Source organism: Streptomyces sp. NPDC006372 (assembly GCF_040612515.1).
Classification (GTDB): Bacteria; Actinomycetota; Actinomycetes; order Streptomycetales; family Streptomycetaceae; genus Streptomyces.
Genome location: NZ_JBEXQJ010000012.1, coordinates 27935 through 49436 on the forward strand (window position 1 = coordinate 27935; position 21502 = coordinate 49436).

General features: G+C 73.6%; 16 protein-coding genes. 12 read left to right on the forward strand and 4 right to left on the reverse strand.

Going from position 1 to position 21502, the window contains the following annotated elements:
• The first annotated feature begins 130 nt into the window (after positions 1-130).
• Together allB and alc are read left to right on the forward strand one after the other, a co-directional pair.
• Positions 131-1471 carry an allantoinase AllB gene (gene allB, locus ABZ016_RS19770; RefSeq protein WP_356917917.1) on the forward strand — a complete coding sequence of 447 codons (1341 nt, stop codon included), beginning with the start codon at positions 131-133 and terminating at the stop codon, positions 1469-1471.
• Between the two features lie 50 nt (positions 1472-1521).
• A complete protein-coding gene (gene alc, locus ABZ016_RS19775) occupies positions 1522-2637 on the forward strand; it encodes an allantoicase (RefSeq protein ID WP_356917918.1) in 1116 nt (371 codons plus the stop codon).
• 97 nt (positions 2638-2734) lie between these two features.
• On the opposite strand, the gene ABZ016_RS19780 is transcribed toward alc, so the two are convergent.
• Positions 2735-3478, reverse strand: a complete 744-nt coding sequence (locus ABZ016_RS19780) for an SDR family oxidoreductase (protein ID WP_356917919.1) — start codon at positions 3476-3478, stop codon at positions 2735-2737.
• A gap of 176 nt (positions 3479-3654) precedes the next feature.
• On the opposite strand from ABZ016_RS19780, the gene ABZ016_RS19785 reads away from it, so the two are divergent.
• Positions 3655-4281 (forward strand): dihydrofolate reductase family protein, encoded by a 627-nt coding sequence (locus ABZ016_RS19785; RefSeq protein WP_356917920.1) that lies wholly within the window; start codon positions 3655-3657, stop codon positions 4279-4281.
• Positions 4282-4376: 95 nt separating this feature from the next.
• Complete coding sequence (locus tag ABZ016_RS19790) at positions 4377-4772, forward strand: ribonuclease (RefSeq protein ID WP_356917921.1); 396 nt, start codon at positions 4377-4379, stop codon at positions 4770-4772.
• Positions 4773-4792: 20 nt separating this feature from the next.
• Here the strand turns inward: ABZ016_RS19790 and ABZ016_RS19795 are convergent, their stop codons facing one another.
• On the reverse strand, positions 4793-4993 hold the full coding sequence (locus ABZ016_RS19795; protein ID WP_356917922.1) for a hypothetical protein: 201 nt from the start codon (positions 4991-4993) through the stop codon (positions 4793-4795).
• Between the two features lie 179 nt (positions 4994-5172).
• Here ABZ016_RS19795 and ABZ016_RS19800 point away from each other — a divergent pair, with 179 nt between their 5' ends.
• Positions 5173-6435, forward strand: coding sequence for a histidine kinase (locus tag ABZ016_RS19800; protein WP_356917923.1), 1263 nt, complete (start codon positions 5173-5175; stop codon positions 6433-6435).
• 133 nt (positions 6436-6568) lie between these two features.
• Positions 6569-9424 (forward strand): CHAT domain-containing protein, encoded by a 2856-nt coding sequence (locus ABZ016_RS19805; protein WP_356917924.1) that lies wholly within the window; start codon positions 6569-6571, stop codon positions 9422-9424.
• Positions 9425-9431: 7 nt separating this feature from the next.
• On the opposite strand, the gene ABZ016_RS19810 is transcribed toward ABZ016_RS19805, so the two are convergent.
• Positions 9432-11300 (reverse strand): caspase family protein, encoded by a 1869-nt coding sequence (locus ABZ016_RS19810; RefSeq protein ID WP_356917925.1) that lies wholly within the window; start codon positions 11298-11300, stop codon positions 9432-9434.
• A 133-nt stretch (positions 11301-11433) separates the two neighbouring features.
• On the opposite strand from ABZ016_RS19810, the gene ABZ016_RS19815 reads away from it, so the two are divergent.
• On the forward strand, positions 11434-12126 hold the full coding sequence (locus ABZ016_RS19815; RefSeq protein ID WP_356917926.1) for a response regulator transcription factor: 693 nt from the start codon (positions 11434-11436) through the stop codon (positions 12124-12126).
• A 19-nt stretch (positions 12127-12145) separates the two neighbouring features.
• Here the strand turns inward: ABZ016_RS19815 and ABZ016_RS19820 are convergent, their stop codons facing one another.
• Positions 12146-13168: a Gfo/Idh/MocA family oxidoreductase gene (locus tag ABZ016_RS19820; protein ID WP_356917927.1), complete on the reverse strand. Its 1023-nt coding sequence runs from the start codon at positions 13166-13168 to the stop codon at positions 12146-12148.
• 128 nt (positions 13169-13296) lie between these two features.
• On the opposite strand from ABZ016_RS19820, the gene ABZ016_RS19825 reads away from it, so the two are divergent.
• The 5 genes from ABZ016_RS19825 to ABZ016_RS19845 all read left to right on the forward strand — a co-directional run bounded on the left by ABZ016_RS19825 (position 13297) and on the right by ABZ016_RS19845 (position 20940).
• Entirely contained in the window at positions 13297-14034 is a 738-nt protein-coding gene (locus tag ABZ016_RS19825) for a GntR family transcriptional regulator (protein WP_356918024.1), read from the forward strand.
• Positions 14035-14181: 147 nt separating this feature from the next.
• Complete coding sequence (locus ABZ016_RS19830) at positions 14182-15330, forward strand: ROK family glucokinase (RefSeq protein WP_356917928.1); 1149 nt, start codon at positions 14182-14184, stop codon at positions 15328-15330.
• The gene (locus ABZ016_RS19835; RefSeq protein WP_356917929.1) at positions 15327-15908 is read left to right on the forward strand and encodes a sugar kinase; all 582 of its coding nucleotides are present in this window, start codon (positions 15327-15329) and stop codon (positions 15906-15908) included. The genes ABZ016_RS19830 and ABZ016_RS19835 overlap by 4 nt, the downstream gene beginning before the upstream one ends.
• An 83-nt stretch (positions 15909-15991) precedes the next feature.
• Positions 15992-18853 (forward strand): DEAD/DEAH box helicase, encoded by a 2862-nt coding sequence (locus ABZ016_RS19840; protein ID WP_356917930.1) that lies wholly within the window; start codon positions 15992-15994, stop codon positions 18851-18853.
• Positions 18850-20940, forward strand: a complete 2091-nt coding sequence (locus ABZ016_RS19845) for an SWIM zinc finger family protein (RefSeq protein WP_356917931.1) — start codon at positions 18850-18852, stop codon at positions 20938-20940. Before ABZ016_RS19840 ends, ABZ016_RS19845 begins: the two co-directional genes overlap by 4 nt.
• Positions 20941-21502: the final 562 nt, after the last annotated feature.

Consider the following 21502-nt stretch of genomic DNA (forward strand, 5'->3'; position numbering starts at 1 on the left):
GGAGGGAGTCAGGGTCCAGTGTGCCCTTGACGGTGCCGGAGCGGGAGTGAAGACTTCTTCAACAGAAAGTTGAATTCCGTTACGCGGAAGTAACCGTGACGCGGAAGCAAGCGGAAGTAAAGGGGTTCGGGTGTCCGACACTGAACTAATGCTGCGCTCGACGCGTGTCATCACTCCCGAGGGGACGCGCGCCGCTTCGGTCGCCGTCGCCGCCGGCACGATCACGGCCGTCCTCCCGTACGACGCACCCGTACCGGAGGGCGCACGCCTGGAAGACCTCGGCGACGACGTGCTGCTGCCGGGCCTGGTCGACACCCACGTGCACGTCAACGACCCCGGCCGCACGGAGTGGGAGGGCTTCTGGACCGCCACCCGGGCCGCAGCGGCCGGTGGCATCACCACCCTCGTCGACATGCCCCTGAACTCCCTCCCGCCGACCACGACCGTCGCGCACCTGCGCACCAAGCAGCAGGTCGCCGCCGACAAGGCGCACATCGACGTCGGCTTCTGGGGCGGCGCCCTGCCGGACAACGTCAAGGACCTGCGCCCGCTGCACGAGGCCGGCGTCTTCGGCTTCAAGGCGTTCCTGTCGCCGTCCGGCGTGGACGAGTTCCCGCACCTCGAGCGGGACCCGCTCGCCCGCTCCATGGCCGAGATCGCCGCCTTCGACGGGCTGCTCATCGTGCACGCCGAGGACCCGCACCTGCTCTCCTCGGCCCCGCAGCAGGGCGGTCCCCGGTACGCCGACTTCCTGGCCTCCCGCCCCCGGGACGCCGAGGACACCGCCATCGCCCAGCTCATCACCGAGGCGAAGGCCCTCCACGCGCGCGTGCACGTCCTGCACCTCTCCTCCAGCGACGCCCTGCCGCTGATCGCCGAGGCGAAGGCGGAGGGCGTACGGCTCACCGTGGAGACCTGCCCCCACTACCTGACCCTCACCGCCGAGGAAGTCCCCGACGGCGCCAGCGAGTTCAAGTGCTGCCCGCCGATCCGCGAGTCCGCCAACCAGGACCTGCTCTGGCAGGCCCTGGCCGACGGCACCATCGACTGCGTGGTCACCGACCACTCCCCGTCCACCGCCGACCTGAAGACGGACGACTTCGCGACGGCCTGGGGCGGTATCTCCGGCCTTCAGCTGAGTCTGGCCGCGGTCTGGACGGAGGCCCGCAAGCGCGGCCACGGCCTGGAGGACGTGGTCCGCTGGATGTCGACGCGTACGGCCGAACTGGTCGGCCTCGACACCCGCAAGGGCGCCATCGCGGCAGGCCACGACGCCGACTTCGCCGTCCTCGCGCCCGACGAGACCTTCACCGTCGACCCGGCGGGCCTCCAGCACCGCAACCACGTCACGGCGTACGCGGGCAGGACCCTCCACGGCGTCGTGAAGTCCACCTGGCTGCGCGGGCAGCGCATCGTCGCGGACGGCGAGTTCACCGAGCCGAAGGGCCGACTCCTCACCCGGCACCCCTGACCACCCACGCACCCGCATCCCTACCGGCCGACTCCCGAAAGGCACAGCACGTGACGGCGATTCCCAGCTTCACCGGCGACGCGAACCCCTACGGAGGCGGCGACCCGTACGCGGACTACCGCACCGCCGACCTCCCCTTCACCCAGTACGCCAACCTCGCCGACCGGTGCCTCGGTGCCGGTGTCATCGCCGCCAACGACGAGTTCTTCGCCCAGCGCGAGAACCTCCTGGTGCCCGAGCGCGCCGAGTTCGACCCCGAGCACTTCGGGCACAAGGGCAAGATCATGGACGGCTGGGAGACGCGCCGTCGCCGGGGCGCCTCGGCCGAGCACCCGTGGCCGACCGCCGAGGACCACGACTGGGCGCTGGTCCGGCTGGGCGCGCCGGGCGTGATCCGGGGGATCGTCGTCGACACGGCCCACTTCCGCGGCAACTACCCGCAGGCGGTGTCGGTCGAGGGCACCTCGGTGCAGGGATCGCCGTCCCCGGAGGAACTCCTGGGCGACGACGTGAAGTGGACGACCCTGGTCCCGCGCACGCCGGTCGGCGGTCACGCGGCGAACGGCTTCGAGGTGTCCGTGGAGCAGCGCTTCACGCACCTGCGCGTCAACCAGCATCCCGACGGGGGCATCGCACGCCTGCGGGTGTACGGCGAGGTCGTCCCGGACCCCGAGTGGCTGGAGGTCCTCGGCACCTTCGACGTCGTCGCCCTGGAGAACGGCGGCCGGGCCGAGGACGCGTCCAACCTCTTCTACTCCCCGGCGAGCAACACCATCCAGCCCGGCCGCTCCCGCAAGATGGACGACGGCTGGGAGACTCGCCGCCGGCGCGACCAGGGCCACGACTGGATCCGCTACCGGCTCGCCGCCCAGGCCCAGGTACGCGCCCTGGAGATCGACACCGCCTACCTCAAGGGCAACAGCGCCGGCTGGGCGTCGGTGTCGGTCAAGGACGGTGAGGACGGCGAGTGGCGCGAGATCCTGCCCCGCACCCGCCTCCAGCCCGACACCAACCACCGCTTCGTCCTGCCGGCCCCGGCCGTCGGCACGCACGCACGCGTGGACATCTTCCCGGACGGCGGAATCTCCCGCCTGCGCCTGTTCGGCTCGCTCACCCAGCAGGGCACGAGCCACCTCGCGGCCCGCCACCAGGAACTGGGCGGCTGACCAGGGACCCGGGCCCGCTTTCCCCGCGACCTGATCCAGCCGGCAGCCCCGGGCCCGGGGGCGCACCGGCTGACAGCACCGGTGCGCCCCCCATGTGTCACGCCGCGTGCCCGCCGTCCACGGCGAACTCGGCGCCGGTCACGTACGTCGCCCCCGCCAGATACGCCACCGTCGACGCCACCTCGTCCGCCGTCCCGAACCGGCCCAGCGCGGTCATCGCCGCCTGGCCGGACGCGAACGGTCCGTCCGCCGGGTTCATGTCGGTGTCCGTCGGGCCCGGGAGGACGAGGTTCGCGGTGATCCCGCGCCCGCCCAGCTCCCGCGCCAGGGCCTTCGTCAGGCCGGCGAGCGCCGCCTTGCTCATCGCGTAGAGCGTCCCGCCGGGGCCCGGCACCCGCTGGGCCATGCAGCTGCCGATCGTGATGATCCGCCCGCCCTCCGCCATCCGCGCGGCGGCGGCCTGGGAGGTCAGGAACACACCCCGCACGTTGATGTCGAGCACACGGTCCACATCCGCCAGCGACAGGGTCTCCAGCGGCCCGAGCACCCCCACCCCCGCGTTGTTGACCAGGATGTCGAGGCCGCCCAGCGCCTCGGCCGTCGTGGCCACGGCACCGGCCGCGTCGTCCGCGTCCGCCGCGTCCGCGCGCACCGCCACCGCCCGGCGCCCCAGCGCCTCCACGGCCCGTGCCACGTCCTCGGCCGCCTCCTTGCCGTTCACATAGCCGACGGCGACATCCGCGCCCTCCCGGGCCAGCCGCAGTGCCGTCGCCGCGCCGATGCCCCGGCTGCCGCCGGTCACCAGAGCCACCTTGCCGTCAAGAGTTCCTCGGTTCGTCATGCGTCCATCCCAGCGCCGGCGCGTCCGGAACGCTGGCGGCGAACGGACATGGAGGTCCCTGGGAGTCGTCGGCGGCACCGTGCGGACGGCATACGGCCCAGCGATGAGTTGCGGCGGCCGGTGGGGTCTGTACCGATGAACAGCAGATCCACCCGTTCCGGAAGGAAGGCCCCGCCATGGGCAAGCTCGTCTCCACCCTCTTCGTCACCCTCGACGGCGTCTACCAGGCCCCCGGCGGCCCGCACGAGGACACCCGCGGGGGCTTCACCCACGGCGGCTGGAGCTTCCCGTACGCCGACGAGGACTTCGGCCGGTTCATGGGCGAGGTCTTCGTGAGGCCCGGTGCCTTCCTGCTCGGACGCCGTACGTACGACATCTTCAGCACGTACTGGCCGAAGGTGACCGACCCCGGCGACCCCGTCGCCTCGAAGCTCAACTCACTGCCGAAGTACGTCCCCTCCTCGACCCTGACGGACCCTGGGTGGGCGGGCACCACCGTGCTCTCCGGGGACCTCGCCAAGGAGGTCACCGCCCTGAAGGAGCGCACCGACGGCGAGGTCCAGGTGCACGGCAGCGGCGCCCTGGTCCGGTCCCTGCTGGCACTCGACCTCGTCGACACGCTCCACCTGCTGACCTTCCCGGTCGTGCTCGGCACCGGGTTCCGGCTGTTCCCGGAGGGCGCCGTACCGACCGCGTTCCGCCACGCCGGGGGGAGCGTCACCGGCGAGGGCGTCTCGATCCAGACGTACGACCTGGCGGGCCGCCCGCAGTACGGCGAGTTCGGCCTGCCGGAGAACTCCTAGACCAGGTGAACTGCCCGCGAACGAAGGGATGTTCACAGCAAATTCTTCGAGTTTGTCATTGACATGCCACTGTCTACGCGCGTCATCATGAGCGCATGAATCTCCCCCCACGCGCCTCGCGGCTCGGCGCAGCAGCCGCACTCCTGTCCGCCCTCCTCGTCGGCGGCACCGTCTCCGCGACCACGGCCGACGCGGCCCCCACCGCCGTCGGTGACATCTGCTACAGCAAGCTGCCGTCCCAGGCCCACGACACGCTCGACCTGATCGAGCAGGGCGGCCCCTACCCGTTCGAGCAGGACGGCACCGTCTTCCAGAACCGGGAAGGCATCCTGCCCAGCCAGTCGTCCGGCTATTACCACGAGTACACGGTCATCACCCCCGGCTCCGACACGCGCGGCGCGCGACGCATCGTCACCGGGGAGAAGAACCAGGAGGACTACTACACGGCCGACCACTACGAGTCCTTCGACCTGGTCGACCACGGCTGCTGACGAGGTGTCCGTCCGGCGGGTCAGACGGACTTCCGGCTGCCGGCGGCCGCGAACAGCGCGATGCCCAGCACGAGCAGGGCGACGCTCGCGTAGACCTCGTAGCCGTCGAGGAAGCCCAGTCGCTGCACGAGGCCCCAGTCCCAGTCGGTGAACTCGTGCACCAGGCCCGCCACGCCCTGCACCAGGGCGAGGAAGCCGAGAATCTCCAGTACCTGCTTCATGGTGGAAAGCCTCGCCCCGCGGACCCTCCACGCGCATCGGCCGCGGGGCGAGCGCACCGGGACGGAAGTCCCTCTTCCGGGTCGCCGTCCGTACCAAAAGTCTCCGGCGCCGCGACTTTGGTCGACGATCCGGCCCGAGGAGACGTGCCAGGGGCCCCGGTTGCGTAGATTTGCCGACCGTGAGTGGTGACGACGCGGGGCAGGCCTCCCCGGTGCCGACGGCGCAGACGCCCGCGCTCTTCACCGGGCGCCGGTGGTTCATCCCGTCGGCCCTGCTCCACGAACTCGACCCCGACGCCGGACGCCCCGGGCGAACCGCCCGCGACTGGGTCGTCGACTTCGCCTGCTTCGTCGTGGCCGTACTGCTGGGGGCGGTCGCCATAGAGGCCCTCAGCAGGAACCCCCGGGTCCCGGACGGGCTGGCCGTCCTCGACCAGGTGATGGGCGCGCTGGCCTGCGCGGCGGTCTGGCTGCGCCGCCGCTGGCCACTGGGGCTGGCCGTCGCGCTCACCCCCGTCACCTTCGTCTCGGACACCGCGGGCGGTGCGGGCGTCATCGCCCTGTTCACCCTCGCCGTGCACCGCCCCTTCCGGTACGTGGCCTGGGTGGGTGGCGTCAACGCGGCACTGGTCCCGCTGTTCTACTGGCTGCGCCCCGACGTCGACATGCCCTACCTCGTGAGCGTGGTCTTCGCCGTGCTGCTGACGGTGGCGATCGTGGGCTGGGGCATGTTCGTACGGGCCAAGCGGCAATTGCTGCTGAGTCTCAGGGACCGGGCCCGGCGTGCCGAGACCGAGGCGCGGCTGCGGGCCGAGCAGGCGCAGCGGCTCGCCCGCGAGGCCATCGCGCGCGAGATGCACGACGTGCTCGCCCACCGGCTGACCCTGCTGAGCGTGCACGCGGGCGCCCTGGAGTTCCGGCCCGACGCGCCCCCGGCCGAGACGGCACGGGCGGCGGGCGTGATCCGGGAGAGCGCGCACGAGGCCCTCCAGGACCTGCGGGAGATCATCGGCGTCCTGCGGGCGGGAGAACCCGACGACGCCGGCCGGCCGCAGCCGACCCTCGCGGCGCTGGACCCGCTGGTCGCCGAGTCCCGCGAGGCCGGCATGAAGCTCTCCCTCCACCACCATGTCACCGACCCCGCCGCCGTCCCGTCCTCCGTCGGCCGCACCGCCTACCGGATCGCCCAGGAGGGCCTGACCAACGCCCGCAAGCACGCCCCCGGCACGGAGGTCACGGTGTCCGTCACCGGCGCACCGGGCGACGGCCTCACCGTCTCCGTGCGCAACCCGCCTCCCGAGGGCGAGGTGCCGCCCGTCCCCGGCTCCGGGCAGGGCCTGATCGGCCTGACGGAACGGGCGACCCTCGCGGGTGGCCGCCTGGAGCACGGGCCCACCCCGGACGGCGGGTTCGAGGTGCGGGCGTGGCTGCCGTGGAGCTGAGCGGCCCGGCCGCGGGACGGTAGGACACCGACCCCGAAACGCTTGTGGCCGTTGCGGCGTGCGGCGGATCATGAGCATGTGCCGCTGGGTGCAACGCAGTTCGAGATCGGGTCCGAGGAGCGGGGGAATTGACATGACTGCGCCCTACGACCTCCAGGCGCTGCGCTGGGAGATCGAACAGCGGATCAAGGACGTCGTGAACGCCCGGGAACTGGCCGGCATGACCCGACTGGTGCTGGACCGGCTGGGGTGCGACACGGCGCGGCAGGCCCACGACAGGCTGTACGAGGACTGGGCGGCGCTGCCCCGGGGCACCGTCATGTCGGGCCTGCGCGCCGGACACGTGCTGTGCGTGCTGCCGATCCTGCGGCTCGAACAACCGCTCTACGACCCGGTGCGCGAGGAGGAGCTCTGGCAGGCGGCGCGCGAGCACGGTCCGGCGGACGACACCTGGCAGGCCGACGTCGTCGTCAAGAACAGCGCGTTCGGCCTGCGGCACCTCACCGAACCCGCCCAGATCGAGCGGGCGATCGCCCGCATCGAACAGGCCCGGTCCCTGCACCCGGCCGGCACCCGGACCCGGGAGAACCTCGACTTCGCCCACGCCGGCCTGCGCACCTATCTCGCCCAACTGGGGGGCGGCGAGGACGACTTCGACGACGCCGTCGACGACATGGCCCGTATCGTCCAGAACGCGGCACTCCAGCCGGCCGAGCGGTCGGCCCTGAACGCCCAGGTCGCCCTGTTCCGGGTGCACCAGGCGGCCCGACGCGCGGACGAGGCCGCCATGGCCGAGCAGATCCGCGTGCTCGAACTCGCCCTGACCGAACTGCCCGCCGACCACGTCGACCTGCTCGCGTTCGAGTCCAACCTGGAGGCCGCCCGGAGCCACCTGAGCCTGCTGCGCGCCCAGCGCACCGGGCGGCTCGAACCCGCCGCCGAAGGAGCGGGCGCCGCCACGCCGACGGACGAGTTGCGCCGCAGGATCGCCGCACTGCCGCGCAACGCCCAGGCGGACAAACTGGCCGAGGCGGGCTTCGCCGTGGGGGCACGGGCCCTGCCGGCCATGGACCACCAGGGAATGCTGGAGGCCATGGAACTCCAGCAGGCCGCCCTCGACCTGCTGGAACCCGACGACGACCGGTGGATCCGGGGCACGGGCGCCCTGGGCGTCGTCCACTGCACCCTGGCCGCGCTGCACTTGGCGCCCCCGGCCGACCGCCCCCACCATCTCGACCAGGGCATCGCCTGGCTGCGCCACACCCTCCGGATGACCGACGGACCGCATCACCCGCTGTGGGGCGGCACCGGCATGACCCTCGCCAAGGCCTACCGCCTGCGCGGCGACGAGTACGCGCACGACCACCGCGCCCGGCGGCTGAACTACGACGCCTCCCGCCGCGTCGGCCTCGAATCCCTGCGCGCGGCCGCCTGGACCTCCCTCCTCCAGTCCGGTACCGCCCACGCCGCCGAGACCGCCCGGACGGCGGGTGTCCAGGCTCTCGACGTGGCCCGCTGGTGCCTGGCCGACGGCGCGCACGCCGACGCCGTACGGGCCCTCGACTCGGGACGCGGCCTCGTCCTGCACGCCGCGACCGTGGCCACCACCGTGCCCGACATGCTGCGGGAGCGCGGGCGACAGGAGCTCGCGCAGGAGTGGCAGGCCGCGGGCAGCGTGCCCGACGTCGGGGAGGGGACGCTGTTCACCGCCCAGGCGGGCCCGGCGGGTCCCTCCAGCAGATTGCGCCGCCGGGTCCTGGAGGCGCTGGCGGACTCCCCACGGCACCAGGGGCTGCTGGACGTGCCGTCGACCGCCGCCATCGGCGCCGCACTGGCCGCGATGGGCGCGACGGCGCTGGTCTACCTGGTGCCGGGAGAGGCAGAAGTCCCCGGGCTCCTCGGCCCGCAAGGCGGAACCGGTGCCGCCGTCATCGTCACCGCCGACGGTGCCGCCCGCTCCCTCGTCCTGCCCCGCCTCACCCTCGACGCACCCCCGCTGACCGCCTACCGCGCCACCGGCACCCCCGGCCGTGACGCCGGCGGCCCGCCGGTCACCGGCACACCCTCCGGACCGGCGCCGGGCCACGGCACGAGCCGTGCCGCCCTGGACGAGCTGTGCGCCTGGGCCGGTACGGCCGTGATGGAACCGCTGCTGAACGAACTCCCGCGCGGCTTCGGCCGGCCGCCCTCCGTGGTGCTGGTGCCCATGGGCGAGCTGGGCGTGGTGCCCTGGCACGCGGCGCGTCTGAGCGGCCGCCGCCGCTCGCGCGGGTACGCGTTCGAACGTGCGGACATCTCGTACACGCCCTCGGCCCGGCTGCTGTGCGACGTGGCGGCCCGGCCCGCCGCCGGCACCCGGCAGACCCTGGTCGTCGGCAACCCGACCCGCGACCTGCACCACGCCGGCGAGGAGGCCGAGGCCGTCCACCGCGCCTTCCACCCGGACGGCGATCTCCTCGGCCCCGGAACCGCCACCCCGGCCGCCGTCACCGACTGGCTGCGCCGACAGCAGGGCGGCCTGCTGCATCTGGCCTGCCACGGGGTGGTCCGTCAGGGCGAGCGGCACAGCGCCTGGCTCGCCCTGTCCGGCGGGGAGTTGACGGCCGAGGAGCTGACCGAGGGCGTGGCCCGCTGCCGCGGCCTGGAGCTGGCGGTGCTCGCCGCCTGCCGCACCAACGTCTCCGGACACGGCTACGACGAGGCGTACAGCCTGTCCACCGCGTTCCTCGTCGCGGGCGCCCGCTCGGTCATCGGCTCCCTGTGGCCGGTGCCCGACGAGGCGACGTCCTTGCTGATGTACCTCACCCACCACTTCATGAGCCGTGAGGGCCAGCCGCCCGGGGCGGCCCTGCGCAGCGCGCAGTCGTGGATGCTGAACGACCGCCGAGAGGCGCCGCCCGGCATGCCCGCCCACCTCAGCGCGCGGATCCGTGACATCGACGGCGACGACCTGACGGCATGGGCGGGCTTCACCCACCTCGGCTGGTGACGGCTCCTCACACCTGGGTGCGCACCACCACCTGTGCCGTCCCCCACCGGCCCGCCCCACCGGCAGGCGGGCCGCCCGCCTCCCGGCCGCCCCCGGGACCCGCCGCGACCAGTCGCAACAGGGCGCCGCCGGCCGCCGGTCCCGCGCTGAGGCGTGCACCGGACGGGGCGGCAGGGGACCAGGCGGGCAGCCGGAAGGGCGCGAGGTTCAGCTCGTCCTCCGCGACGATCACCTTCAGCCAGTCCCGGGTGAAGGCACCCGGTACCGCCGAACGGCCATGCGGCAGCCGCAGCCACACGGGCTGCCCCCGACGGGCCCAACCGGCCCTGCCGTCCCCGATGAACTCACCCTCGAACAGGTGCGGGGACGAGGCATAACCGTCCGTCAGGTCGAGCAGGACGGCCCACAGGTCACGTCCGGAGAAGTTGTGGATCCCGACCCGCACCTGTGGTTCACGGCCGTCGGCCGTGTAGGCGCAGACGATCTCACCGTCCGCCTCGTGCCGCAGACTGCCCACCGGCGTCTCCTCGACGGTGATCCGCACCAGCGAGGACAGCAGCGGATCGGGATTGTCCAGGTCCCGGATGTGGTGCCAACGGGCGATGTGGGCCAGGCAGTCGGCGACATGGGCCGCGTCCGCGGGGGAGCGCAACGGCAGATCGGGAACAGGATGCCCGGCACCACCCGACACCCGTGCCCGACCGTCCCCGGCCACCACACCCAGCCGGAGAGACTCTCCGGCCGCGGGAGGCCGCACAGGCCCTCCCGCCGCGGGGGGCCCGTCCGGTTCCATGGTCAGTGCGGGCACCTCTGCGACGGCCTTCGCGAGCAGGCGCACGGCGGCCGGGTCACCGGACAGCGTCACGACGGCCGGTGGGAACGCCAGTGCCGACGGGGTCACGGCGTGCGCCACCTGCTCGTCCGCCGCCGTCGGCCGCCAGCCGACCGGTTCCACCAGGGCCGACTCGGGGCGCACCTCCCGCACCGCGACCGTGCGCGCTCCCGGGTCTCCCAGCAGGGCGAACTCGGCGCCCGCGGACCGCAGCCCGTGGGCCGCACCGCAGTTGACCTCCCAGCCCCAGGCCGTGTGCCGCAGCAGAAACGGCGAGGCCGGGGCCGGCTCGCCGGACAGGAACACCCCGTCCTCGGGCCCGCGCAGTTCGGGGTGCTGGACATGCCCCAGGGCACGCACGCGCGCGTGGGTGAGGGCGTGCACCTCCCCGTACGTGGTCGTGGGACCGAGCCGGCCGAGCGTGCTCAGCAGCGCGTGACTGAAGCACCCGCGGGTCTGCCCGTCGATGACCTTCTCGTGCGCGAGCTCCTGCGGCCGGCACGCGGCCAGCAACACGTGCCGGCCCGGTTCGGCCCCCGTCCCGCCGCCGTCGCGCGAACCCGTGTGCCACCACGGCCTCCAGGGCACCCCCCGGACGGCGTCCTCCCGCGTCGCACCGCCCGAGTGGCAGCAGTCCAGCACGGCCACGACATGGGTGCCGCGGGCGGCGATGCCGTCCAGGAGCGCCCCGAGTTCGGTGTCCTGCAGCACCGGCTGCCCGCCCGGGACGAGACTGTCGTGGCACACCAGCGCCTGTGACCAGCCGGTGGCCTCGCCGGGGTCGGCGGCGGGGCTCTGGCTGCCGTGCCCGCTGAACCACAGCAGCGCGGTGTCCCCGGGGCCGCCGCGCCCCAGGTGCTCCTCGACGCCGGCGAGCACCGCCGCCCGGGTCGCCCGGTCGTCGTACAGCGTCCGGATCCGCGGCGCCGGACCGCTCCTGGCCCGCAGCCAGCCCTCCGCCGCCCGCGCGTCGTTGACGCAGCCGCGCAGCGGCCGGCCAGGGTAGTCGTCGATGCCCACGAAGAGGGCGTGCACGGTGCGCATGAGGTGATCCTTCCAGGCGAGCGGGGGCGTGGGCAGGGCGATGACGTGGCGTGTCCCGTCCCCACCGTCCCAACCGTCCCCGGCCATCGCACATCCGGCCCGCCGCCTCCCCCGGCCGTGATTACGTAAGGCCATGACTGCGATCAGACTGCTCCTCGTCGACGACGATCCGCTGGTGCGGGCCGGGCTGTCCTTCATGATGGGCGGGGCCGACGACATCGAGATCGTCGGCGAGGCGGCCGACGGCGGTGAAGTCGAGGCGCTCGTCGACCGCACCCGCCCGGACGTCGTCCTGATGGACCTCCGGATGCCGGCAGTTGACGGTCTCACCGCGACGGAGCGGCTGCGTGCCCGTCAGGACGCCCCCCAGGTGGTCGTTCTCACCACCTTCCACGCCGACGAACAGGTGCTGCGGGCGCTGCGCGCGGGCGCCGCCGGTTTCGTCCTCAAGGACACGCCGCCGGCCGAGATCCTCGCGGCGGTGCGTCGCGTAGCGGCCGGGGACCCGGTCCTGTCGCCCACGGTGACCCGCCAGTTGATGAGGCACGCGGTCGGTACCGCCGCCGACACCCGCCGCACCCGGGCGCGTGACCGCATGGCCGCCCTCAACGACCGCGAGCGCGAGGTCGCCGTCGCGGTCGGCCGGGGCCTGTCCAACGCCGAGATCGCCACCGGACTCTTCATGAGCGTCGCCACCGTCAAGACGCACGTCTCCCGCATCCTGGCCAAACTCGACCTCAACAACCGTGTGCAGATCGCGCTGCTCGCCTACGACGCGGGGCTCCTGGAGGAGGACCGCCTCGAAGGAGAGCAGGAGAGTCGCTGATCGCCGCACGGGGACGTCGTCAGGTGAACGCGGCGGCGGCGCCACCGGGGATCTCCGCCAGGCGCACGGCCCTGCGCTCCCGGCGGGACAGCTCGCACGCCTCCGCGACCCGCAGCGCCTGGAGGGCCTCGCGCCCGTCGCAGGGGTTGGGCCGCTCGCCCCGCACGACCTCGACGAACGCGTTCAGCTCCGCCTCGTAGGCGGGGCCGAAGCGCTCCAGGAAGCCGGTCCAGGGCTTGTCCGCGGCCGGCGGTCCGGTCGGCTCGGTGGACGCGATCGGCGTACGGTCGTCCAGCCCGACCACGATCTGGTCGGCCTCCCCGGCCAGCTCCATGCGCACGTCGTAGCCGGCCCCGTTCAGCCGGGCGCCGGTGACCGTCGCGAGCGTGCCGTCGTCGAGGGTGAGCAGCGCCGCGCCGGTGTCGACGTCGCCGGCCTCCCGGAACATCGCCGGCCCCGCGGCGGACCCGGCCGCGTACACGTCCGCCACCTCGCGGCCCGTCACCCAGCGCAGGACGTCGAAGTCGTGGATCAGCGTGTCCCGGTACAGCCCGCCCGACAGCGGCAGCCACGCGGCCGGCGGCGGGGTCTGGTCACTGGTCAGTGCCCGCACGGTGTGCAGCCGTCCCAGCCTCCCGGACCGCACGGCCTCCCGCGCGCCCAGGTAACCCGTGTCGAACCGCCGCTGGAAGCCCATCTGGAGCACCGTCCCGGCCGTCTCGACCTCGGCGATGGCGCTCATGCTGCCCGGCAGGTCCAGCGCGATGGGCTTCTCGCAGAACACCGGCAGGCCCGAGCGTGCTGCCCGACCGATCAGTTCGGCGTGGGCCGACGTGTTGGTCGTGATCACCACGGCGTCGACCCCCCACCGGAAGATCTCCTCCACGCCCGGCGCCGCCGTCTCACCCAGCCGGTGTGCCAGTTCCTGGGCCCGCGTGGCGTCCGCGTCCGTGAGGATCAGGGAACCGACGTCCCGGTTCCGGCTGAGCGTGTTCGCGTGGATGGTGCCGATGCGGCCCGTCCCGATGACCCCGATGCGCATGAAAACAAAGTGCGTGCCGAGTCCGCCGCTGTCAATCTGTATGTCCGGACAATCTGACTACACGACTTCCCGTCAACAACGCACGGAGCTACGCTCGGCCCGTGCCGAAACCAGAAGTGGACCCGACCGTGCAGCTTGAGCTGAGCGTGGACCGAAGCTCTCCCGTGCCGTTGTACTTCCAGCTGTCCCAGCAGCTGGAGGCCGCGATCGAGCACGGCACGCTGACTCCCGGCAGCCTGCTGGGCAACGAGATCGAACTCGCCGCCCGGCTCGGCCTGTCCCGGCCGACCGTCCGCCAGGCCATCCAGTCGCTCGTCGACAAGGGCCTCCTCGTCCGCCGCCGCGGGGTCGGCACCCAGGTCGTGCACAGCCAGGTCAAACGCCCGCTGGAGCTGAGCAGCCTGTACGACGACCTGGAGGCGGCGGGCCAGCGCCCGGCCACCAAGGTCCTGGTCAACACGGTCGTCCCCGCGTCCGCCGAGGTCGCCGCCGCACTCGGTGTCGCCGAGGACAGCGACGTCCACCGCGTGGAACGCCTGCGCCTCGCCCACGGCGAGCCCATGGCCCACCTCTGCAACTTCCTGCCCCCCGGCCTCATCGACCTCGACACGGACCAGCTGGAGTCGACCGGCCTCTACCGCCTGATGCGGGCGGCGGGCATCACCCTGCACAGCGCCCGCCAGTCGATCGGCGCCCGAGCGGCGACGACGGAGGAGGCGGAACGCCTGGCGGAGGAGGCGGGTGCGCCACTGCTGACGATGCAACGGGTCACATTCGACGACACGGGCCGCGCAGTGGAGTACGGCACACACACGTACCGCCCGACGCGCTATTCGTTCGAATTCCAGCTCCTGGTACGGACATGAGGGTGACGTGGTCAAAGGGCGCGGGGCCGTATCGATGTGCGACTTTGCCGCGTGGGCGCGACAAGCCCCACGCACCCGCGCCCGGCAATGATCCGCACCACCCCTCTGCTCCGCGCCCTGCCCCCTGGTGAGGCAGAATCGGCGGCGATGAGCACCTACCGCGACTTCACCGCCCCCATCGGCTCCCGCCGAGCCACCGCGCTCCGCACGGTCGGTACCCGGGAGCGCCGCTCCCTCCTGACGGCGCCCCGCGTGCCGACGGTCGGCATCGACATCGGCGGTACGAAGGTGATGGCGGGCGTCGTCGACGCCGACGGCAACATCCTGGAGAAGGTCCGCACGGAGACCCCGGACAAGTCCAAGAGCCCGAAGGTCGTCGAGGACACGATCGCGGAGCTGGTCCTGGACCTGTCCGACCGGCACGACGTGCACGCCGTCGGCATCGGCGCGGCCGGCTGGGTCGACGCCGACCGCAACCGCGTGCTGTTCGCCCCCCACCTGTCCTGGCGCAACGAACCGCTCCGCGACCGCCTCTCGGGCCGGCTCTCGGTCCCCGTCCTCGTGGACAACGACGCCAACACCGCCGCCTGGGCGGAATGGCGCTTCGGCGCGGGCCGTGGCGAGGACCACCTCGTGATGATCACGCTGGGCACCGGCATCGGCGGCGCCATCCTGGAGGACGGCCAGGTCAAGCGCGGCAAGTACGGCGTCGCCGGCGAGTTCGGCCACATGCAGGTCGTCCCCGGCGGCCACCGCTGCCCGTGCGGCAACCGCGGCTGCTGGGAGCAGTACAGCTCCGGGAACGCCCTGGTCCGCGAGGCGCGCGAGCTGGCCGCGGCCGACTCGCCGGTGGCCTACGGGATCATCGAGCACGTCAAGGGCAACGTCTCCGACATCACCGGCCCGATGATCACCGAGCTGGCCCGCGAGGGCGACGCCATGTGCATCGAGCTGCTCCAGGACATCGGCCAGTGGCTCGGCGTCGGCATCGCCAACCTCGCGGCCGCCCTCGACCCCTCCTGCTTCGTGATCGGCGGCGGTGTCTCGGCCGCCGACGACCTGCTGATCGGCCCCGCCAGGGACGCCTTCCGCAGGCACCTGACGGGCCGCGGCTACCGCCCCGAGGCCCGTATCACCCGGGCCCAGCTCGGCCCCGAGGCCGGCATGGTCGGCGCCGCCGACCTGGCCCGCCTGGTGGCCCGCCGCTTCCGGCGCGCCAAGCGCCGCCGGGTGGAGCGGTACGAACGCTACGAGCGGTACGCGCAGGCCCGCCGCAGTACCCAGGAGACGCCGTGACCGCCTCCCTGCCGCACCAGGGCTCCTGGCCGGACGGAGAGGAGCGGCCGGCCGAGGACCGCCGCCACATGATCCGCCGCCGGGCGCTGACCCTGCTGATCATCGTGCTGCTCATCGGCGTCCCGGCCGGCTACCTCGTCATCTCCGCCAACCAGAGCCGGGACAGCGGCAAGGACAAGGAGGCGAAGTACTCGGCGACCGGCCTGACCGCGGGCTGGCCGTCCAAGCTCCAGCGCCGGATCTACCAGGTGCCCGTCCCGCACCCGGCCTGGCACGTGGCCTACTACGAGACCAACAACTGGAAGACCAGCCGCCTGTACACCCAGTTCGAGACCAACTCGGCCGGTCTCGACGCCTATCTGACGGGCCTCGGCATGACCCGGGACGACCTGAAGAAGGGCCACGTCACCATCGGCGCCCGCGACCGGAAGATCACCGGCTGGAAGTTCGCGGAGAACGGCGCGTGGTCCGGCTTCGTCCACCGGCAGAAGAACCCGGCACCCACGCACGACGTGGTCGTGGACCTGTCCAACCCGGCGTATCCCTGGGTGTTCGTGGTGTCCCGGACGGTGCCCTGATCCCGCTCGGAGCCGATTGTCAGACCCCGCCCGTAGAGTCGGAGACGACTGATCCGAAAAGCGGGCGGGAGGTGGCAGGACGTATGGGCGACACGGCTGCGGTGGCCGAGCGGGCGGCGGCACCGGCGGCGGGCGGGCCGACGGTCCCGGTCCGGCTTCCGGCCGTCTTCCTGCCCGCACCCCTGCCGCGCGAGGGACGCATCGCCTTCTGGGACCCGGACGGCGAGCCCCTGCCCGCCGAGGCCGGCGAACCGGCCGGGACCACCGAGCTGACCGTCGTACGACGGCACGGCACCGGAGCCCGGCGGCGGACCACCCCGGCGCTGTCCCTCCCGCTGGACGCGGCCCTGCCGCTCCTGGTGCGCGCCCGGCACGACCCGGCGGCCCACCCCGCCACCGCCTGCTGGGGGGCGGCCGCCCTGCACGCCCTGCGGCTGACCGCGCGCGGCCGCCTGCTGCCCGGCCTGACCGCCACGGGACACGACGCCTGGCGCGCCGGCCCCCTCGACCCGGACGACATCGCACACCTGCGCGCGGTCGCCGCCGCCCTGCCCTACGAGGGACACGCCGTCCCGCTGCCCGGCCCGGGCCCCATCCGGCTGCCCGAACCGGAAGCCCTGGTGCGCGCCTTCCTGGACGCCGTCGCCGACACCCTGCCCCGCACCCCGGCCGCGCCCCACAGCACCGGCAAGCCCTTCGCGGCCCGGGAGGCCCAGCAACTGCCCGCCGCCCACGACTGGGCCGCCGAGGTCGCCGCCGGCATGGACGCCGGCGTGCGGATCTCGCTTCGCCTGGACCTCTCGGCGTACGACCTGTTCGACGCCGCCTCCGACGGCGGGGTACGCGCCGCCGGCGCCGCGCTCGTCCAGGTGCACAGCCTCGCCGACCCCACCCTCGTCGCCGACGCGGCGGCCCTGTGGGCGGGCGGCGCCGACCAGGCCTTCGGGCCCCGCGCGCGGGTCGACGCCGCCCTCGCCGTCCGCCGCGCGGCCCGGGTCTGGCCCCCGCTCGACCGGCTCTCCGACCAGGACGTGCCCGACGTGCTGGCCCTGACCGAGGACGAGCTGAGCGACCTGCTCGGTGTCGCGGCCACCCGGCTCGCCGCGGCCGGGGTCGCCGTGCACTGGCCGAGGGACCTCGCCCAGGATCTGTCCGCCACGGCGGTGGTCCGCCCGGCCCCCGGCTCGGCGACCGACGGCACCGGCTTCTTCGAGAGCGAGGACCTGCTCCAGTTCCGCTGGCAGCTGGCGCTCGGCGGCGAGCAGCTCACCGAGAGCGAGATGGACGCCCTCGCAGAGTCCCACCGCCCGGTCGTCCGGCTGCGCGACCAGTGGGTGCTGGTCGACCCGGCCCTCGTCCGCAAGGCCCGCAAGCGGGACCTGGGCCTGCTCGACCCGGTCGACGCGCTGTCCGTCGCCCTCACCGGCACCGCCGACGTGGACGGCGAGACGGTCGAGGCCGTACCGGCCGGGGCGCTGGCGACCCTGCGCGACCGCCTGACCGCGGGGGTGCACCCGGCCGAGCCGCCGCCGGGCCTGCACGCCACCCTCCGCGACTACCAGCTCCGGGGCCTGGCCTGGCTCGACCTGATGACCTCCCTCGGCCTCGGCGGCTGCCTCGCCGACGACATGGGCCTCGGCAAGACCGTCACCGTCATCGCCCTGCACCTGAAGCGGGCCCGCCGCGAGCCGACCCTGGTGGTGTGCCCGGCCTCGCTGCTGGGCAACTGGCAGCGGGAGATCACCCGGTTCGCGCCCGGCGTGCCCGTCCGCCGCTTCCACGGCCCGGACCGCAGCCTGGACGACCTGGACGGCGGCTTCGTCCTCACCACGTACGGCACGATGCGCTCGGCGGCACCCACCCTGGCCGGGCAGCCGTGGGGCATGGTCGTCGCCGACGAGGCGCAGCACGTCAAGAACCCCTACTCGGCCACGGCGAAGGCGCTGCGCACCATCCCGTCCCCCGCGCGCGTGGCCCTGACCGGGACCCCCGTCGAGAACAACCTGTCGGAGCTGTGGGCGCTGCTCGACTGGACGACCCCCGGGCTCCTCGGCCCGCTGAAGTCCTTCCGCGCCCGGCACGCCCGTGCCGTGGAGAACGGCGAGGACGAGGAGGCGGTGGGGCGGCTGGCCCGTCTGGTCCGTCCGTTCCTGCTGCGCCGCAGGAAGTCCGACCCGGGCATCGTGCCCGAGCTGCCGCCCAAGACGGAGACCGACCGCCCGGTGCCGCTCACCCGCGAACAGGCCGCGCTGTACGAGGCGGTGGTCCGCGAGTCGATGCTCGCCATCGAGACCGCCGAGGGCATGGCCCGCCGGGGCATGGTGCTGAAGCTGCTGACCTCGCTGAAGCAGATCTGCGACCACCCGGCGCTGTTCCTGAAGGAGGAGCACCCGCGATCGGGGGGCCGGCTGGCCGCGCGCTCGGGCAAACTCGCCCTCCTGGACGAACTGCTGGACACGCTGCTCGCGGAGGACGGGTCCGCCCTCGTCTTCACCCAGTACGTGGGGATGGCCCGTCTGATCACCTCTCACCTGGCGACCCGGGCGGTCCCGGTCGACCTCCTCCACGGCGGGACGCCGGTGCCGGAGCGCGAACGCATGGTGGACCGCTTCCAGGCGGGCTCGACACCCGTCCTGGTCCTCTCCCTCAAGGCGGCCGGCACCGGCCTCAACCTCACCCGTGCGGGCCATGTCGTCCACTTCGACCGCTGGTGGAACCCGGCGGTGGAAGAACAGGCCACCGACCGTGCCTACCGCATCGGCCAGACCCAGCCCGTCCAGGTCCACCGCCTCATCACCGAGGGCACGGTCGAGGACCGCATCGCCGAGATGCTGGAGTCCAAGCGTGCTCTGGCCGACGCCGTCCTCGGCTCCGGCGAGTCGGCCCTCACGGAACTGACGGACCGTGAGCTGTCCGACCTGGTCTCCCTGCGGAGGTCCTCATGACGCCCCGACCCGCCGACGAGGCCCGCCGGGCGCTGCGGGAGGCCCGCGAGCGGGCGGCCCAGGAGCCGGACACGTCGTCGCCGGCCGGCCCGGAACCTTCTGCGTCGCAGGCAGCAGGTGACCAGGAGACCCCCCGGCCGGGCGACGTGGCCCGTGAGGCACTGCGGAGATCGGTGTCCGAGTACCGGGGGAGCGGCCGGGGCGGCGAGGTCCCGGCGAGTGACGCGGTCACGGCTGAGGCGGCGGACGAGGCCACCGGTGCGCCCGCAGCCCGGCCGGCGGACACTCCGACGGCGGACCCGGCGGACCCGGCGGACCCGGCGGAGCCCGACCCGTCGGGTGGGCAGCGGATCAGCGAGGCCGGAGCGCCCGCCGATGAGCCGGAGGACACCCCGACACCCGGGCGAGCGGAACCGGACGGCCCCGGTGAGCCGCAGGCGAGCGCTGCGGCCCCTCCCGTGGGCGCTGCCGACCGGTCCGGGCCACGCGCCGCTGACATCGCGCGGGAGGCCCTGCGCGCGTCCCGGGACGACGCGCGGCGGGCGCGGGAGGAGACCGAGAGCGAAGGCGCCCGGCGACGGCGCAGGGGTGCCCGGCAGAGAGCTGTGGACGAGAGGGCGGCGGCCGCGCGGCGGGCGCGCGAACACGACGCCGGGGATGGCGCGCGGGACGTACGGCAGTTGACGGCCGACATGTTCCGGATGCCGACGGCGGAGCTCCCGGACACCCCCGACCCCGACCCCGCCCCCACCCGCTCCCGCCCCACCCCGGCCACGCCCGACATCCCCCGGACGTCCGAGACTTCAGGAGCCCCCAGGGCCCCACACTCCATGGCCGCCCCCAACCGCGACAGCGAACTGCGGCGTACCTTCCCGCCCTTCCCGCCCCGGGAAGGCGAGGGCTTCGCCGAGAGCTGGTGGGGAAACGCCTGGGTGGCCGCGCTGGAACAGGGCGCGCTGGATCCCAAGCGGCTGGAGCGCGGGCGCGGATACGCGGGGCAGGGGCATGTCGACGCCATCACCGTGACGCCCGGGCTGGTCCTGGCGTACGTGCGCGGCAGCCGTCCGCGCCCGTACCGCGTGCAGGTGCGGTTGCGCACGCTGGACGCCTCCGACTGGGAGCGGTTCCTGGACACCGCCGCCGACCGGCCCGGGCACATCGCTGCCCTGCTCGACAAGGAGCTGCCCCCGTCCCTCGCCGACTGCGGCGTCCCCCTGCTGCCGGAGCCCGGGGACCTGGACCCGCGGTGCAGCTGCCCCGACCGGGGCCACCCCTGCAAGCACGCCGCCGCCCTCTGCTACCAGACCGCGCGGCTGCTCGACGCCGACCCCTTCGTGCTGCTTCTGCTGCGTGGCCGGGGCGAACGCGAGCTGCTCGACGCGCTGTCCCGGCTGAGCGCCACCCGTGCGGCACGCGCCGCCCAGGACACGGAACCGGCGCCCCTGCCCGGCGTGCGAGCCGCAGACGCCCTCGCACCGCGCGCCCTCCCGCCCCTCCCCGCACCGCTGCCCCCGCCCCCGCACCCGGAACAGCCCCCGGCCTACCCGGCGGCCCCCGGCGGCCCGGACCCCTTCGCGCTGGACCAGCTGGCCACCGACGCCGCCGCCCGCGCGCACACCCTGCTCACCACCGGCCGGGATCCGGTCGGGCAGCTCACGCTCTGGGAGGACGCCGTCCGCCTGGCCGCCGCCCGCCCCGGCTCGGGGCTCACCGCGGGCACCCGGGCGCTCTACTCCGCCCTCGCCTCCGCGGCCGGCCGCACCCCGTCCGACCTCGCCCGCGCGGTCGCCGCCTGGCGGCAGGGCGGGCCGGAGGGCCTCGCCGTACTGGAGGAACCGTGGGACCCGCCGGCCGGCCGGTTCGACCGCGCCCGTCCGCTGCTCCTCGCCGCCGACCTGCCCGCCTTCCGCCCCTGGCGCAACCACCTCACCCACCCCCACGGCCACCTCCAGCTCCGCCTCGGCCGCGACCACCTCTGGTACGCCTACGAGTCCGAGCCGGGCCGCGACGACTGGTGGCCCCGGGGCACCCCCGACCTGGACCCGGTCGGCGCACTCACGGGCCTCGGCATACCGGGCGACCTCTGAGGCGTCAGTCTGCTGGTATATCCAACTATCTCCGGGTTGCGGACCTGCCGGGAACCCGCAACCGGCTGAAGTGGAATGGCTGAAAAGCTATTGCCCAGCGGAGAAATGCCATCTTGTGAACGTTCACTTACGCAGATACTTTTGCTTCCGCGCTGGATGGCCAGGAGTCGGGCGTCGGCCGTATGAATCACCTCGCAGGGCACCATTCAGCTGAAGCACGCCCCGTCCGCGCTTTGACGGCCACACCCGACTCCCCCCAGCACCGAACCTTGGCGAGAGTTCATATGCGGCAGCCCCGAATACTTCTCATCAATCCGCCCACTTGGAACGTCTACGCGCCTCACCTCGCGGTTCCCCTGCTGGCTGCGGTCATGCGTCGGCACGGCTGGCACGTGTCATCCCTCGACCTGAGCATTGAGCAGACGGACTGGCTGCTTTCAGCCGAAGGGCTGGAAGCATTACTTCCGCTTGCCGAGGATCGCCTGGGCGCTATGACCCCCGAGGAGCGACGAGCGCAGGAGGAGACCCTCGCCGTTTTCGGTGACACGGTTTCGCGCATCAA